The organism is Conexibacter stalactiti (assembly GCF_033542075.1).
In the GTDB taxonomy this organism is placed as follows: domain Bacteria; phylum Actinomycetota; class Thermoleophilia; order Solirubrobacterales; family Solirubrobacteraceae; genus Conexibacter; species Conexibacter stalactiti.
In genome coordinates, this window is the sequence record NZ_JAWSTH010000053.1 from 26,232 (window position 1) to 41,056 (window position 14,825).

General features: G+C 73.1%; 11 protein-coding genes and 1 riboswitch. Of the genes, 6 read left to right on the forward strand and 5 right to left on the reverse strand.

The features are described 5' to 3' along the window. Positions 1-6: 6 nt before the first annotated feature. Entirely contained in the window at positions 7-1,509 is a 1,503-nt protein-coding gene (locus R7226_RS18560; RefSeq protein ID WP_318598735.1) for a flippase, read from the reverse strand. A 108-nt stretch (positions 1,510-1,617) separates the two neighbouring features. Here R7226_RS18560 and R7226_RS18565 point away from each other — a divergent pair, with 108 nt between their 5' ends. Together R7226_RS18565 and R7226_RS18570 are read left to right on the forward strand one after the other, a co-directional pair. After that, the gene (locus R7226_RS18565; RefSeq protein WP_318598736.1) at positions 1,618-2,661 is read left to right on the forward strand and encodes a glycosyltransferase; all 1,044 of its coding nucleotides are present in this window, start codon (positions 1,618-1,620) and stop codon (positions 2,659-2,661) included. A gap of 16 nt (positions 2,662-2,677) precedes the next feature. After that, positions 2,678-3,793 (forward strand): glycoside hydrolase family 5 protein, encoded by a 1,116-nt coding sequence (locus tag R7226_RS18570; protein WP_318598737.1) that lies wholly within the window; start codon positions 2,678-2,680, stop codon positions 3,791-3,793. A gap of 28 nt (positions 3,794-3,821) precedes the next feature. Here the strand turns inward: R7226_RS18570 and R7226_RS18575 are convergent, their stop codons facing one another. Continuing rightward, complete coding sequence (locus tag R7226_RS18575; protein WP_318598738.1) at positions 3,822-4,619, reverse strand: FkbM family methyltransferase; 798 nt, start codon at positions 4,617-4,619, stop codon at positions 3,822-3,824. A 123-nt stretch (positions 4,620-4,742) separates the two neighbouring features. On the opposite strand from R7226_RS18575, the gene R7226_RS18580 reads away from it, so the two are divergent. Genes R7226_RS18580 through R7226_RS18590 form a run of 3 tightly spaced genes read left to right on the forward strand, consistent with a single transcriptional unit; the run spans position 4,743 to position 8,916 of the window. Beyond that, the gene (locus R7226_RS18580; protein ID WP_318598739.1) at positions 4,743-6,281 is read left to right on the forward strand and encodes a polysaccharide biosynthesis tyrosine autokinase; all 1,539 of its coding nucleotides are present in this window, start codon (positions 4,743-4,745) and stop codon (positions 6,279-6,281) included. A 9-nt stretch (positions 6,282-6,290) separates the two neighbouring features. Further along, the gene (locus tag R7226_RS18585; RefSeq protein ID WP_318598740.1) at positions 6,291-7,718 is read left to right on the forward strand and encodes an O-antigen ligase family protein; all 1,428 of its coding nucleotides are present in this window, start codon (positions 6,291-6,293) and stop codon (positions 7,716-7,718) included. Between the two features lie 10 nt (positions 7,719-7,728). Further along, positions 7,729-8,916, forward strand: a complete 1,188-nt coding sequence (locus R7226_RS18590) for a glycosyltransferase family 4 protein (protein ID WP_318598741.1) — start codon at positions 7,729-7,731, stop codon at positions 8,914-8,916. A 61-nt stretch (positions 8,917-8,977) separates the two neighbouring features. Here the strand turns inward: R7226_RS18590 and R7226_RS18595 are convergent, their stop codons facing one another. Continuing rightward, positions 8,978-10,900: a hypothetical protein gene (locus R7226_RS18595; RefSeq protein WP_318598742.1), complete on the reverse strand. Its 1,923-nt coding sequence runs from the start codon at positions 10,898-10,900 to the stop codon at positions 8,978-8,980. Positions 10,901-10,908: 8 nt separating this feature from the next. Beyond that, positions 10,909-10,983, reverse strand: a riboswitch (cyclic di-GMP riboswitch). A gap of 298 nt (positions 10,984-11,281) precedes the next feature. Between R7226_RS18595 and R7226_RS18600 the strand changes: the two genes are divergently transcribed. After that, on the forward strand, positions 11,282-12,247 hold the full coding sequence (locus R7226_RS18600; protein WP_318598743.1) for an NAD-dependent epimerase/dehydratase family protein: 966 nt from the start codon (positions 11,282-11,284) through the stop codon (positions 12,245-12,247). Between the two features lie 39 nt (positions 12,248-12,286). Here the strand turns inward: R7226_RS18600 and R7226_RS18605 are convergent, their stop codons facing one another. Together R7226_RS18605 and R7226_RS18610 are read right to left on the reverse strand one after the other, a co-directional pair. Further along, on the reverse strand, positions 12,287-13,447 hold the full coding sequence (locus R7226_RS18605) for a glycosyltransferase (RefSeq protein ID WP_318598744.1): 1,161 nt from the start codon (positions 13,445-13,447) through the stop codon (positions 12,287-12,289). Next, complete coding sequence (locus R7226_RS18610; protein WP_318598745.1) at positions 13,444-14,616, reverse strand: glycosyltransferase; 1,173 nt, start codon at positions 14,614-14,616, stop codon at positions 13,444-13,446. Before R7226_RS18610 ends, R7226_RS18605 begins: the two co-directional genes overlap by 4 nt. Between the last annotated feature and the right edge of the window lie 209 nt (positions 14,617-14,825).

Genomic DNA, 14,825 nt, shown 5'->3' on the forward strand with positions numbered 1-14,825 from the left:
GGCACCCTACGCGACGGCGTCGTCGGCCGGGGCAGAGCCGCGCAGCGAGCGCAGCTCGTCGAGCTTGACGACGCGCAGCGCGAAGAGGCCGCCGACGTAGACGAGCAGGCCGATCAGCCCGGCCGGGAAGAGCCCGAGGAAGGCGGTCAGCTCCATCGCGCCGACCATCACCGCGGTGACCGCGACGACACGCGCGATCCGCCATGGGACGATCGGCAGCCGCAGCGCGAGCAGCGCCGTGCCGAGCATCAGCACCATCGTCAGCCACTCGGTCGAGACGGTCGCCCACGCCGAGCCGTAGGCGCCGTGCGCGGGGATCAGCAGCAGGTTGAGGCCGACGTTGGCGAGCGCGCCGATGCCCGAGTAGAGCGCCAGCCGCCAGTGCAGGTTCAGCAGCGGCGCGAGGAAGCCGGCCATCGTGCCGTAACAGATCGAGACGAAGGCGATCATCAGAATCGGCAGCAAGCCGGCGGTGCGCGCGAACTCCGGCCCGTACAGCAGCTCGACGATCTCGTCCGAGAGCGCGACGGTGACGGCGAGGATCGGCAGCGAGATCACCGCCATGTAGTCGGCGCAGATCTGCACCAGCCGCCGCACGCGCGCGGGATCGCTGCGGTGGACGGCCGACAGCACTGGGAAGAACGACGACATCAGCGCCGCCGGCAGGAACATCAGCGGCGTGAGGAAGCGGTAGGCGGCACCGTAGATGCCGGCCTCGTCGGGGCCTGAGATCTGCAGCAGCAGGACGGCGTCGATCTGGTAGTAGACGGTGATCAGCACGCTCGCGATCCCGAGCGGGATCGCCGTGCGGCTGAGCTGGCCCCACAGCTTGCGACCCTCGCGCCAGGCGATGTGCGCGTAGCGGCGCGTCGTCCAGATCTGCAGCCCGGAGATGATCGCAAGCACCACGACGTAGGCGATCGCGAACGCCACGACGGTCGCGCCGGTGAGATAGAAGGCGAGGCAGACGCCGAGCCAGATGAAGCTCTGCAGCACGCTGAAGGAGAGCGCGAGCCCGGAGCGCAGGCGCGACTGGAAGACCGCCATCAGCGCGTTGGCGCCGGTCGAGAAGATCGTGAAGCAGAGGATCCAGCCGACCAGGTGGCCGTCGCGGTGGTTGTCGAGGAAGATCGGGATCGAGGCGGCGCAGATGATCGCCGCGATCAGCGACAGCATCCCGCGCGCGCCGGCGAGCGCGCCCAGCCACTCGGCCTCGCGCTCGGGCTCGGCCGACATCTTCTGCATCGCGACCGTCGTGAAGCCGAGGTCGGTCAGCGCCGCGAAGATCCCGACGTAGGCGCCGACGGCGCTCCAGACGCCGAAGCCGTCGGGGTCGAGCGTGCGTGCCGCGAGCGACACGGTGATGACGCTGATCGGCATCGAGATGCCCCGTGCGATCAGCTGGATGACGACGTTGGAGGCGATGCGCTGGCCGCCGGCAGCACCGGCCTCTCCGGCAGCGCCCCCGTGCAGCAGGCGCCGCGGGAGCGCTCGAAGCTGACCGATCATGTGTGGAATACTCTCGCACCCTTGCGCACTCTCGTCGTCCTGCCCTTTTCGCTCCGGGCCGAGGGAGGAGCTGCCGAACGCTGCGCGATCGGTCTGCTTCGCGGTCTCTTGGAGCTTGGCGTCGACTGTCAGGCGCTCGTCGCGGAGACGCGCGACGTCGTCGACGACGCCCCACCGGCCGATCTGCCGGTGGAGGTCATGCAGTTCGAGCACCCGTCGCTGCTGCGCACGCGCGCGCAGCGGTTCATAAAGCCGCACGACCTGTTCGCGCATACGCCCTTCCTCGGCCGCGTGCGGCAGCTCGCGCGCGAGGCCGACGTCGTCCACTGCGTCGGCCTCCAGAGCGCGACGCTGATCCCGCGGATCGACCGTCCGGCGCTGGCCCAGATCGACTGCGACTCCAAGCGCGACCGCGACATCGGCAGGCCGTGGACGGCGAACGGCAAGACCGCGATCGAGCTGCGCCGCGCCGAGCGGCGCGTCTTCCGCCAGGCCGACTGGCTGCTTGCCAGCTCCGACGAGGTCGCGCGCGACTTCCGCCACCGCGCTCCCGCCGGCACCCACATCGCCGTCGGCCCGCTCGCGCTCGATCCGCGGCACTACGAGGGGCGCGCGCCGCTGGAGCAGCCGGTCGCGGGCTTGATCGGGACGGCCGAGTGGCCGCCGACCGCCAACGCCGTCGAACGGCTGCTGCGCGACGTCTGGCCGCTCGTGCTGCGTGACCGGCCCGGCGCGCGCCTGCGTCTCGCCGGCCACGGGATGGTGCGCGAGACCTTCGCGCACCTGCCGGACCTGCCCGGCATCGAGTGGTGCGGACGCGTCGACTCGGCGACCGACTTCCTGCGCGGGCTGGGGCTGCTGCTGTACCCGCTCGGTCGCGGCAGCGGCGCGAAGATCAAGGTGCTGGAGGCGCTCGCGCTCGGCCTCCCGGTCGTGACGACGCCCGACGGCGCGGAGGGGGTCATGGGCCGCGGCGGGCTGACCGTCGAGACCGACGACGCGCGTCTGGCCGGCGCGGCCGTGACGCTGCTCGACGACGTGCAGGTGCGCCGCGCCGCCGGGGAGGCCGCCTACCGCACCTTCGTCGAGCACCACGCGCCGGCGCCGGCCGCTGCGCCGGTGCTCGACCTCTACCGGCGCATGGTCGCCTGAGCGGGTGGGTCGCGTCGTGCTCGCCGCACTCGTGCTCGGAGCTTTGGCGTTCATCGCCGGCAGCATCGGCGGCGACGGCCGCGCCCCGGCACCGGTCGTGCTGCCGGCGGTGCCGGCGAGCGCGCCGCCGCTGAACGTCGGCCTCGTCGCCAACTCGCTCGGCGTGCGTGGCAACCACCGCGCCGCCGAGCAGGCGCGCGTGCGCACCGCCGGGGTTCGCTGGATCCGCGAGGAGCTGCCGTGGAACATGGTCGAGCCGTGGCGCGGCGCACGCCGCTGGCAGCGGACCGACGAGCTGTTCGTCTCCGCCGCGCGGCGCGGTCTGCGCGTGCTGCCGCTGCTGCTCGGCTCGCCCCGCTGGGCGGCCGGCGACGATCTCTCGCTGCCGGCAAACCCCGACGACTTCGGCGCCTTCGCCGCGCGCGCTGCCGCCCGCTACGGCCCCGGCGGCAGCTTCTGGCGCGCCCACCCGCGGCTCGACGCGCGCCTGGCCCCGGTCTGGTTCGAGCTGTGGAACGAGCCGTACCTGGAGGCGTTCTCAGTCGGCGGCGTCGACCCGGCGCGCTACGGCCGGATGGTGCGGTCGGCGCTGACGGCGGGCCGCGGCGCCAATCCGCGCGTCAGATGGCTGATGGCGGCCGACCTCGTCTACGAGACGCCCGACGGCACGCGCGCCGACTGGCTCGACGCGCTGATGGCTGACGACCCCGGGCTGCTCGCCAGCGTCGACGGCTTCGCCGTCCATCCCTACAGCTTCTTCGCGCCCGGCGAGGAGGACGACACCTCGCCGCCGTTCCGCTTCGCCCGCGTCGGCACGATCGCCGACGAGCTGGCCGCGCGCGGCGCCTCGCGCCAGCCGCTGTGGATCACCGAGCTGGGCTGGAGCACCTGCGACCGGCGCCCCGACTGCGTCGACGAGCACGAGCAGGCACGCCGGCTCGCGCTCGCCTTCACGCAGGTCCGCACGACGTACGCACGGCGGGTGCGGGCGCTGTTCGTCTATCACCTGCGCGACTTCCCCAACCGCGCCGAGAGCGACCGCGAGGCCCACTACGGGCTGCTGCGCACCAACGGCTCGCGCAAGCCGGCGTGGTCGATCGTGCGGGCGGCGGCGCAGGCCGCGTCGCGATAGCGCCGCGCGCGGGCGGGTTCGGTTCGCGCTAGGTGGCCGGGACGGCCACGAAGTTCCAGATCGGCTCCGGGAAGACCGCCTCGAAGCCGTCGCGCGTGTACGGGCCGGTGCCCTCGAAGTCGAAGATCCGCAGGCCGGCGCCGTCGAGCAGGTCCCACAGCTCGCCCGGCTTGGAGCCGTACAGGTCGGCGCCGCCCATGCCGTGCTCGAACAGCACGTACGGCTTGTGGCGCGTGAGCGTCTCGGCGGCGCCGCGCATCACCAGCAGCTCCGCGCCCTCGACGTCGATCTTGATCAGCGACGGGACGTAGCCATCCGGCAGCGCGTCGTCGAGCTTCTCCAGCTTGACGGGGATCCGCTCGACCTCCTGCGCGTCGGCCGGCAGGTCGGCGCGGCGGCGCAGGCCGCTGTAGGCCGGCGCGTTGAGGACGTGCGTGAACTCGGCCTCGCCGGCGGCGTCGGACGCGGCCGCTCTGCGCACGTCGACGCCGGGAAAGCGCGCGACGAGGTCGGCGTTGAGGCCGGGGATCGGCTCGTAGGCGATGTGTCTGCCCAGCGGCGCGACCTTGACGATCGTCTCCAGCGTGGCGCCCTCGTTGGCGCCGACGTCGATCGCGTTGGAGTTCGTCCGCAGCAGCGACGACAGCAGCAGGTGCATCGCGTGCTCGTCGCGCAGCTCGCGTCGCCAGGCGGGATCGAACGCCGAGCGCGCCTCGCGCACTCTCGCGACGAACTCGCGCGCCTGCTCCTCACGGCCGCTGCGGATGACGGCGGCGCGCGCCCCGCGCTTGACGGCGGAGAGGCCGGATTCGATCGGAGAGCCCATGATGGCGGCGGATGGTAGTACAGGCGTCCGGCGCATCGCTACCGGCCGGCCGGTCGACCGCGTACGATTTCCGGATGCGTCGCCCTTCCTCGCTTGGTCGCAATGGCTGAAGCAGCCTCCCCCTTGGCCGAGACCGAGAGCGGTCGCGACGAGCGCGACACGCTCGCGACGGCGCTGCGCGTGCTGCGTCGCCGCTGGCTGATCGTCGTCGGCGTCGTGATCGTCTGCATGGCGGCCGCCGGCGCCCGCTACGCCAGCACGACGAAGAGCTACGAGGCGACCGCGAACGTCGCGTTCGACGTCTCTTCCCTGCCTGACGCGGCGCTGCAGGTCAGCCGCGGCAGCGGCGATCCCGAGCGCGACGCCGCCACGAACGTGCTCGTCGCATCCTCCTCGCAGGTCGCCGAGCTGGTCAGAAGAGAGCTGAGATCGCCGGCCGACCCGCAGACGCTGCTGAGCGCGATCGACGTCGAGGCGGCGCCGAACGCGAACGTGCTCGACATCACCGCCAGCACCAGCGACGCGGTCTACTCGGCGAAGCTGGCCAACTCGTTCGCAGATCAGTACATCGAGTTCGAGACGGCGTCGCAGCTGTCGGCGATCGACGCCGCCGAGAGAGACCTGCAGACGCAGATCGACGCGCTGCCGGTCAACTCGCCCGATCGCGCCACGCTCGAGCAGTCGCTGCAGCGCCTCAACGGCCTGCGCGCGGTCGCGACCAGCGGCTCGCAGGTGATCGGCCGCGCCAGCCCGCCGGGCTCGCCGTCGGGCTCCAGCCTGCCGCGCACGCTCGTGCTCGGCGCGATCCTCGGCCTCGCGCTGGCGCTCGCGATCGTCTTCCTGCTGGAGTCGCTCGACCGCCGCGTCACCTCGATCGAGGAGCTCGAGCGCGAGTACCGCCTGCCGGCGCTGGCGGCCGTGCCGCAGGACAGCTTCAAGCCCCACCGCGGCGCCGTCCGCGACGCGCAGCTGGAGCCGTATCGGATCCTGCGCAGCGCGCTCGACTTCGCCGCGGTCACGCGTGAGCTCGACACGCTGCTGGTGACGAGCGCGATCTCGGCCGAGGGCAAGACGACCGTCGCCGTCGAGTTGGCGCATGCGATCGCGCTGACCGGCCGCAACGTCGCGCTCGTCGAGTTCGACCTGCGCCGCCCGACGCTCGCGAAGCGCTTCGGGCTCGACCCGCGCGAGGGCGTCACGAGCGTGCTGACCGGCCAGGAGGACCTTCAGGACGCGCTCGTGCGGCCGCTGCACGACCTGCCGAACCTCGCCGTGCTGCCCGCCGGCCAGCTGCCGCCCAACCCCTCCGAGCTGCTCGGCGCGCCGAACGTCGCCGAGCTGCTGGAGGAGCTGGCCCACAGCGAGGGCACGGTGATCGTCGACGCGCCGCCGCTGAACCCGGTCGCCGACGCGCAAGTGCTGCTCAACAACCCCGCGATCGACGGCACGATCATCGTCGCGCGCGCCGGTCACACGACGCGCGACGACGTCCGCCGCGCCGCCGGCACGCTCGCCCGCCACGTGCTGCAGCCGGTCGGCATCGTCGTCACCGGCATCCGCGACGGCGGCCGCTCCGCCTACGCCGCCGCCGGCCCCGGCCAGGCGGTCTTCGAGCCGGCGCGCGAGAAGAGAGCGTCGCGGGGGCGCCGCACCCGGCCGTAACCCTCGCGCATGGCCGCGCGACGCCCTCAGATTCGTTCCGCAGCGAGCATCCAGTCCGGGCTGCTGGCGGCCGGCATCACGATCGCGGCCGGCGCGATCGCGCTCGTCGGCGCGCGCAGATTCGGACTCGTCGGCGTCGGTGCGCCGCTGCTGCTCGTCGGCGCCGTCCTGCTGCTGCTGCGGCCGGTCGCCGCGGTCGCGACCGTCGGCGCCGTGACGATCTTGCTGGAGGGACCGGCCTCCGACGCGCCCGGCCAGCGTCTCTACGAGCAGGTCTTCGCGTCGCTGACGCCGCTCGACCTGTTGGTCGCGGTCGCCGCGATGGCGGTGCTAGTCGACGCCGCGCGCAGCCGCCGGCCGCTGCGGCTGCCGGCGGCGCTGGCGCTGCCGTTCGGGCTCGCGCTGCTGGCGATGGCGGCCGGCGTCGTGACCGCGACGGGCGTCGGGGTCGGGCCCAGAGACGCGCTGCTGGCGTTGCGCATCCCCTTCCTCGTGCTGCTGCTGGCGACGCTCGTCGTCAACCTCGGACTTGACCGCGAGCAGGCGACCAAGCTCGTCGTCGGGCTGCTCGCGCTCGCGATCGTGAAGGCGATCCTCGGCGTGCTGCTGGTCGCCTCCGGCGGCGGGACGCAGATCGAGGGCGAGACGACGATGACCTACTACGAGCCGACCGCCAACTGGCTCGTGCTCGTCGCGCTGCTGGGGCTGATCGCGGCGCTGCTGGGCCGCACGAGACTGCCGACGTGGGCGCTGCTGGGGCTGCCGCTGCTGATCGCCTCGCTGGTGCTCTCCTACCGCCGCTCGTTCTGGATCGCGGCGGTGCTCGGGCTGGTGCTGGTGCTGCTGCTGGCGACCACGCCGAGCGGCCGGCGAATGCTGCTGCCAGTCGGCCTGCTCGTCGCCGCGGCGGTGTGGGTGCTCGGCTCGGTCGGCTTTCAGGCCCAGACGCCCCTGGCCAGACGCGTCGAGTCGTTGGCGCCGGCCAGACTCCAGGCGAACAAGGAGGACCGCTACCGCCTGGATGAGCGGGCCAACGTCGTCGAGGAGCTGCGCGACCATCCGATCACCGGGCTCGGCGTCGAGGTGCCGTGGAGAGCCCGCGCGCGGGCGCTGCCGCTGGAGCACGAAGGGGGGCGCGACTACGTCCACTTCGCGGCGTTGTGGTGGTGGCTGAAGCTGGGGATTCTCGGAGCGGTCGCCTACGTCGCGCTGCTGCTGAGCGCGCTGCTGCTTGCGTGGCGCAGCTGGCGGCGCAACGAGACGCCGGTGCCGCGCTGGTTCGGGCTCGCCTCGTTCGCGGCGGTGATCGGGCTGGCGGTGATGGAGACGACCGCGTCGTTCACCGGCGTCGACACGCGCTTCAGCATTCTCTTCGGGCTCCAGCTCGGGCTGCTGGCGCTGTTCGCGCAGCCGCTGCGCGGGCGCGGCGAGGGATAGGCTGCCCGCCGTGCGGGTGCTCTCGATCGGCAATCTCTATCCGCCGCATTTCGCCGGCGGCTACGAGATCCTCAACCGCGGCGTCGTCGAGGATCTGCGCGCCCGCGGCCACGAGGTGCGCGTGCTCGTCAGCGACCGTCGCACCGGCGGTCGCGGCCCTGACGACCCCGACGTCCACCGCACGCTGCGCTCCTACTGGGAGGACGAGGAGGGCGTCGTGCGGCGCGGTCCGCTGCGCCGCCTCGCGCTGGAGCGCGCCAACGCGGCGACGCTGCGCCACCACCTGCGCACGCTGCAGCCCGAGCTGGTCACATGGTGGGGGATGGGCGGCCTCTCGCTGTCGCTGATCGAGCAGGTGCGGCGCGCCGGGATCCCCGCCGTCGCGGTCTTGATGGACGATTGGCCTGAGTACGCGCCGGCGACCGACGGGTGGCTGCGCCAGTTCGCGACGCGGCCGCGGCTGGGGCGCGTCGCCGAGCGCCTCACCGGCCTGCCGACGCGGATCGACTACGCCCACGCGGCGACGTACGTCTTCATCTCGCGGTCGCTGCTCGAGCGGCTGCCGCCGATCGGCCCGGGCCGGGTCGTCCACCCGGGCATCGACAAGCTGTTCCTCGATCCGCGCCCCGCGCCGACGGAGTGGGGCGGCCGGCTGCTGTCGATCGGCCGCATCGACCCGCGCAAGGGGGTCGGGACCGCGATCCAGGCGCTCGCCGAGCTGCCCGAGGCGCGCCTGACGGTCGCGGGCGACGGCCCGGCCGGCTTCCTCGGCGAGCTGAGAGCGCTCGCGCAGCGCGCCGGCGTCGCCGCGCGCGTCGACTGGATCGGCCCGCGCGGCCGCGCCGAGCTGCCCGACCTCTTCGCATCCCACGACGCCGTCCTCTTCCCGGTCGTGTGGGAGGAGCCGTGGGGGCTGGTGCCGCTGGAGGCGATGGGGATCGGCCGACCGGTCGTCGCGACCGGCCGCGGGGGCTCCGGCGAGTACCTGCGCGACGGCGAGAACTGTCTGCTGCACCGGCCCGAGCAGCCCGGGGAGCTGGCGCGGCAGGTGCGGCGGCTGGCCGGTGACGACGCGCTGCGCGAGCGGCTGCGGGCCGGCGGGCTCGAGACTGCTGGCCACTTCACCGAGCGCCGCTTCCACGACGAGCTGGCGGGGCTGTTCGAAACGGTCGCGAACGCAAGAACGCCGCCCCGGTGAGGGAGCGGCGTTCCTGGACCTGCGGTGAAGCAGCGGCGGGCGTGCCCGCCGCTCGAGGGACCTAGTTGGCCGCCAGCAGCGACTTGACCTCGTTGGTGTAGTCGCCCTTCGCCGTGTTGTTGTCCTTCAGCGCGCCGAAGTAGTGCTCGCGGCCGCTGGTCGCGCCGCTGGCACGCTGATCGTGCGCCTGGTAGAGGTAGAACTCGCGCAGGCGGCTGCCGTAGCGCGACTTCATGTTGTTGATCGTCGAGCGCAGCGTCGACGCGGCGGACGAGTACGTCATGCACTTGTCGTAGCCGTAGTTGTCGTCGAGGCAGCGGCCGTTGTCGGTCGCGAGGCCCCACTCGGTGATGTAGAGCGGGAGCTTCGGGGAGCCTCTGGCCTCGGTGTACTGGATCGTCTGGTCCAGACGGGTCTGCCAGTCGGGACCGTACGGGTGGATCGTCCAGCCGGAGACGTAGCTGCCGAGATCGGGGACCGCGGCGAACATGTTGTTGACCCAGTAGCTGCCGGCGCCCGAGGGCTCGCCGATCGCGATCAGGCCGATGCCGGTGTTGGCCGCCTTGATCGACTGGGCGGCCTCCTTGGCGCGCACCGCGTAGTCCTTCGCGCGCTGCTGGTAGGAGGCGATCTGGCCGAAGCCGCCCTTGCCGTACGTGTCGGAGAACTGGTACGAGTAGCTCGTCTCGTTGCCGAACTCGATCTCCGTCGGGCGGACGGACGTCGGGTAGCTCTTGCCCTGCCAGAAGGTCCCGTTGGGGCCGAACTCCTTGGCCCAGGTGCCGAGGTTCTGCGCCTCGGAGCTGGACGGGATGCGGCCGTAGAAGCTCGCCAGCAGGAGCGGACGGATGCCGTTGCGGGCGTACAGGTCGATCGTCGAGCGCATGCTCGAGGCAGACGTGCCGATCGTGAACTCCAGGCGCGCGGTCTTGGCGCCGAGGTTCTTGATGAAGTCGTACTCGTAGGTCAGCGCCGAGCCGGCGACGAGGCCCATCGAGAAGCTGCCGTTGCTGGTCGGCGGCGTCGTCGGGTTCGTCGGGGTGGTGGGGTTGGTCGGGTTCGTCGGCGTCGTCGGGTTGGTCGGGGTGGTGCTGTCAGCAGGGTACGTTATGGAAACTTCCGGCGCCCAGGAGCTGCCCTCGACGGCGGTGCGCACGCTGTAGCGCACGGTCTTGCCGGGAACGACGGCGGGCGTCGTGGAGGTTCCGCTGACGGCCGAGTACTGGTCGGCAGCGCCCGGGACCTTGCTGACGAAGACGTACGTGCCGACGTCGCCGACCTTGTTCCAGCGGACGGTGTTGCCCGACGTCGAGAGGGCCGGGGCGGCCTTCGTGTCGACGCTGGGGGTCGTCGGCGTGGTCGGGTTCGTCGGCGTCGTGGGGTTCGTCGGCGTCGTCGGCTCGGTCGGAGTCGTCGGTGTCGACGGGTACGTGACCGAGACCTCCTTGGCCCACGCGCTGCCGTTGACGGAGGCGCGGACGCTGTAGCGGACGGTCTTGCCGGGGACGGCCGGCGGGGTGATCGAGGTGCCGCTGACGACGCTGTACTTGTCGGCGGTGCCGAGCACCTTCGTGACGAACACGTAGGAGTTCGTGCTGCCGACGGCGTTCCACTTCAGCGTCGTGCCGCTGACGGTGATCGTCGGGGCGGCGACGGTGGCGGCCGCGGTCTTGGCGCGACGGCCGAGCTTGGCGAGGTTGCGCTGCGCTCTGGCGAGGCGGGTGCCGGCCTTCTGCAGCGCGCCGCGCTGCTTGGCGCAGGCTCTGCTCTTGGCGCCCTTGCGGCGCTCGCAGGCCTTCGTCTTCTTCGCAGCAGAGACGACGGCGCGGTCAGCGACCTTGTAGGCCTTCGACGCCTTGCGCAGCGCCGGGGACGTCTGCGCGGCGGAGGCCTGGGCAGCGACGACGGACGAGCAGCAGATCGCCAGCAGGGCGACGAGCAGCAAGCGCAGCGACAGCCGCGCTCGTATGGGGGAAGCGAGCATCGGTCTCCTTCGGAAGCTGGGCGATCTCGTTGAGACCCCTGGCTTTGCGGACCCACCTCACGGTGGGGGTGCCTTTATCGGGATGTGCACGTTGCTCGACTCCGAGCCGAGCAAGACCGCTCCGACCTGTGGTGCGGTCCGGCCTCACAGTAACCGTCGGATCGACCCGCGTCAGACATCAGGCGCATGGCCACTTCTGGACGCATGTCCGGTGAGCCGCACCTCCCGAGTGGCACCTCCGCCGTCGTCGTCATTTCCGCCGCGGGCGATTTCAAGCGAACGCGAGCGTTTTTGCACTGGATTGCTGAACTTTGCTTCTCGCCCGTCCCGTCGGGGATCGCGCGCATTCCGCGACGGCATGACGCGGTAGCCTGTGCGGCCGTGTCAGGAACGAGCGCATCTCCGCAGTCCGCCGTCGTCGTGACGGGCGGCGCCGGCTTCATCGGCTCCAATCTGGTCGATTCCTTGTTGGCGCGCGGCCACCGCGTCGTCGTGCTCGACAACCTCTCGACCGGACGCCGCGACAACCTCACCGAGGCGCTCGAACGGGGTGCCGAGCTGCACGAGATCGACGTCACCGACGCCGCGGCGGTCTCAGAGCTGCTGCTGCGCGAGCGTCCGCGTGCCGTTTTCCACCTCGCCGCGCAGATCGACGTGCGCCGCTCCGTCGACGATCCCGCCGCCGACGCGCGCGTCAACGTCGAGGGGACGGTCAACGTGCTGAGCGCCGCGCATGCGGCTGGCGTCGGCCGCGTCGTCTACTCCGCGACCGGCGGCGCCGTCTACGGCGAGGCGGAGACGATCCCGACGCCCGAGGAGGCGCCGGCGCTGCCGCTCTCCCCGTACGGCCAGTCGAAGCTCTCCGGTGAGGGCTATTGCGCGCTGTTCGCGCGGCTGCACGGCCTCTCGACCGTCGCGCTGCGCTACTCCAACGTCTACGGCCCGCGTCAGGACCCGCTCGGCGAGGGCGGCGTGATCGCGATCTTCTGCGGCGCCTTCGCTCACGGCCGCACGCCGACGATCTACGGCGACGGCGAGCAGACGCGCGACTACCTCTACGTCGAGGACGTCGTCGCGGCCAACCTGCTGGCGGCCGACGGCGACGTGACCGGCTGCTTCAACGTCGCCACCGGCGTCGAGACCTCGGTGCTGGACCTCGTCGCCGCCTTCCGCGGGCTCGACGGCGGCGAGGGCTTCGCGCCGGTCCATGCGCCGGCGCGCGCCGGCGAGGTGGTGCGCAGCTGCCTCGACGCGACCCGCGCTCGTGCCGCGCTCGGCTGGGAGCCGAGCGTCGACCTCGCCGCGGGGCTCTCGCGCACGCTGGCCTTCCAGGCCGCCGTCGCGTAGACGACGCGCCGGCGTCCGCCGCCGCGCGCTGAGGCCCGCCTACGCCGACACGAGCGGCTCGATCGCCTCGATCGAGTAGCGCTGTTCGGCAAGCGCGCGGCCGCGCCGGCCCAGCTGCTCGTCACCGTCGCGCAGCTGCGCGGCCAGCGCGGCCGCGAACGCCTCCGCGCCATCGGCCAGGCGGCAGTGCTCGCCGTCGCGGACCGCCAGCCCGGCGGCGGCGTGAGCAGTCGCGACGATCGGCAGCCCGTAGGCGAGCGCCTCGACGAACTTCAGCGGCGAGCCACCGCCCTGCAGGAGCGGCACGACCGCGACCGAGACGTCGGCGTAGGCGTCGGCGATGTCGTCGACGAAGCCGACCGTCTCGACGCGCTCGTCGGGCGAGGCGGGACCGTCGAGGCCGGCGCCGACCAGCCGCAGCCGCGCCTCGGGGACCTGCTCCCACAGCCGCGGCAGCACCTCGTCGAGCAGGAAGCGCAGGCCGTTGCGGTTGGGCTCGTAGCCGAAGTTGGCGACGAAGACGATCCGCCGCGCCGCCGGCGCCGGCTCCACCGGCACGATCCGCGCCACGTCGACGACGTTGGGCACGACGCGCACGCGCGCGGCCGGGGCCAGCTCCAGCGAGCCGCGTTCGTCGGCCTCGCTGACCATCCACGTCTCGTCGGCGCGCAGCAGCAGCCTGCGCTCGAAGGCCGCGAGCGCCTGTTCGCTGCCGACGCCGGGCGCGTCGAGCGTGTGACGGAAGCTCGATTCGAGGTTCGACGCGCTGTAGACGAGCGTTCGCGCGCGCGGCAGCGGGAACATCGCGGCGCCGGCCGTCGGCCCGTCGGCGATCACGCGCGCCCGCGCGCCGCCGTCGCCGCGCGCGCCGCCGTGCGCGGCGTCCTCGCGGGCGGCGAACCGCTCGGCCGCCGCGACCAGCTCAGGCGAGACGCCGCGCGCGAAGTCGTTCGGAACTCCGCGCGCGCGGGCACGCGCGTACGCGAGCGCGCGCCCGAGGCCGCGCGACGGCTGCACCGGATGCAGCTCGATCCCGGGGATCGCGCGGAAGGCGGCGTCGGGCTCGGCCGCGCCGAACTGCGCGTAGACGAGCATCAGCCGGCCGGAGGTCGCGGCGAGCGCGCGCGCGATGCCGTAGGTGCGCACGGCGCGGCCGGACTCGCGGACCGGCGTGTGGGTCGTGACGAGGACGTCGCTCACAGCGCCGCCACCGCCTCCCCGATCTCGGCCAGCCGCGCCTCCCAGGAGTGGGCGGCGGCCGCGCGCGAGCGCTCGGCCCGCGCCTGCGCGCCGTCGTCGGCGAGCGCGCGCTCCAGGGCTTCCGCGAGACCCGCGGCGTCGCGCGCGGTCGCGACCTCGGCGACGTCGGCGAGCGCCGGCAGCGGCGTCGCGACGACCGGCAGCCCAGCCGCCAGGTACTCGTAGACCTTCATCGGGAAGACGCTCCCTGTCAGCTCGTTGATGGCGTACGGGATCAGGCCGGCGTCGGCGCCGCGCAGGACCGCGGGCAGCTGCGCGTAGGTGCGCTGGCCGAGCAGGTGGATGTTGGGGACGTCGTCGAAGGCGGAGACGTCGGTGCGCGGGTCGCCGACCCCGACCGGCCCGACGAGCGCGAACGACCACTGCGGCCGGCTGCGCGCCAGCTCGACCAGCAGCGCGACGTCGAGCTTGGTCGCCACGACCGCGCCGGTGAAGACGATCCGCGGCTGCGGCAGCCGTTCCAGCGGGGCGTCGACGGGGCCGGGCTCGAGCGCCTGCGCGAAGGCGGCCGTGTCGGCGACGTTGGGCGCGTTGAGGACGTTGCGCGAGAGCGCCCGCATCCGCTCGGCCAGCGCTGGGGCGCTCGCCAGCACGAGGTCGGCGCGCCCCGCGAAGCGCTCCTCCGCGGCGCGGAAGCTGGCGCCGTCGATCCCCGGCTGCGCGGCGATGTCGTCGACGCAGTGATAGACGACCAGCGCGGGGTCGAGCGCGTCGAGCAGCGCCTCGGCCTGCGGCACGTACGCCCACAGGATCGGCCGCTGGAAGCCGAGTCTGCGGGCGGCACGGCGCACCAGCCACGGCAGCAGCCGCGCGTTGAGCGCGCGCACGGCGCCGAAGCGGTGCAGCGGCACGACCAGCGGCGAGAGCACGTGCAGCCCGTCGGCCTGCCGCGGCGGCGCGACGCCCCGTCGCAGCCGTCGCGCGATCCGCTTCAGGTCGCGCCCGGCGATCTGCGGCGCACGCAGCCCGAGCGACTCGATGAACAGCACGCGGTTGTCGCGCGCCAGGCGCGACATCAGGTGGTGCTGATTGGTCCACAAGTCGGTGTCCCAGTCGGCGAAGCCGACGCAGACGATGTCGCGGCCTCGCAGGCCTGCACGCTCGTTCACGCGCGGGATGATCGCATCCGCCGCGGGCGACGCCGCCCGCGCGCCCTGTAGTCTCGCGCCGGTGAGCCTCGCCGCCAGCGCAGACCGCAGCGCCGCCGCCGGCCTCCGCGCCCGCGACGAGCTGCGCACCGCGCGGCTCCTGTTCGACGCCGAGCTGGCCGACGGCAGCCTCGCGCCGGCCGCGCTCGACGCCTGGGCCGACCGCCGCG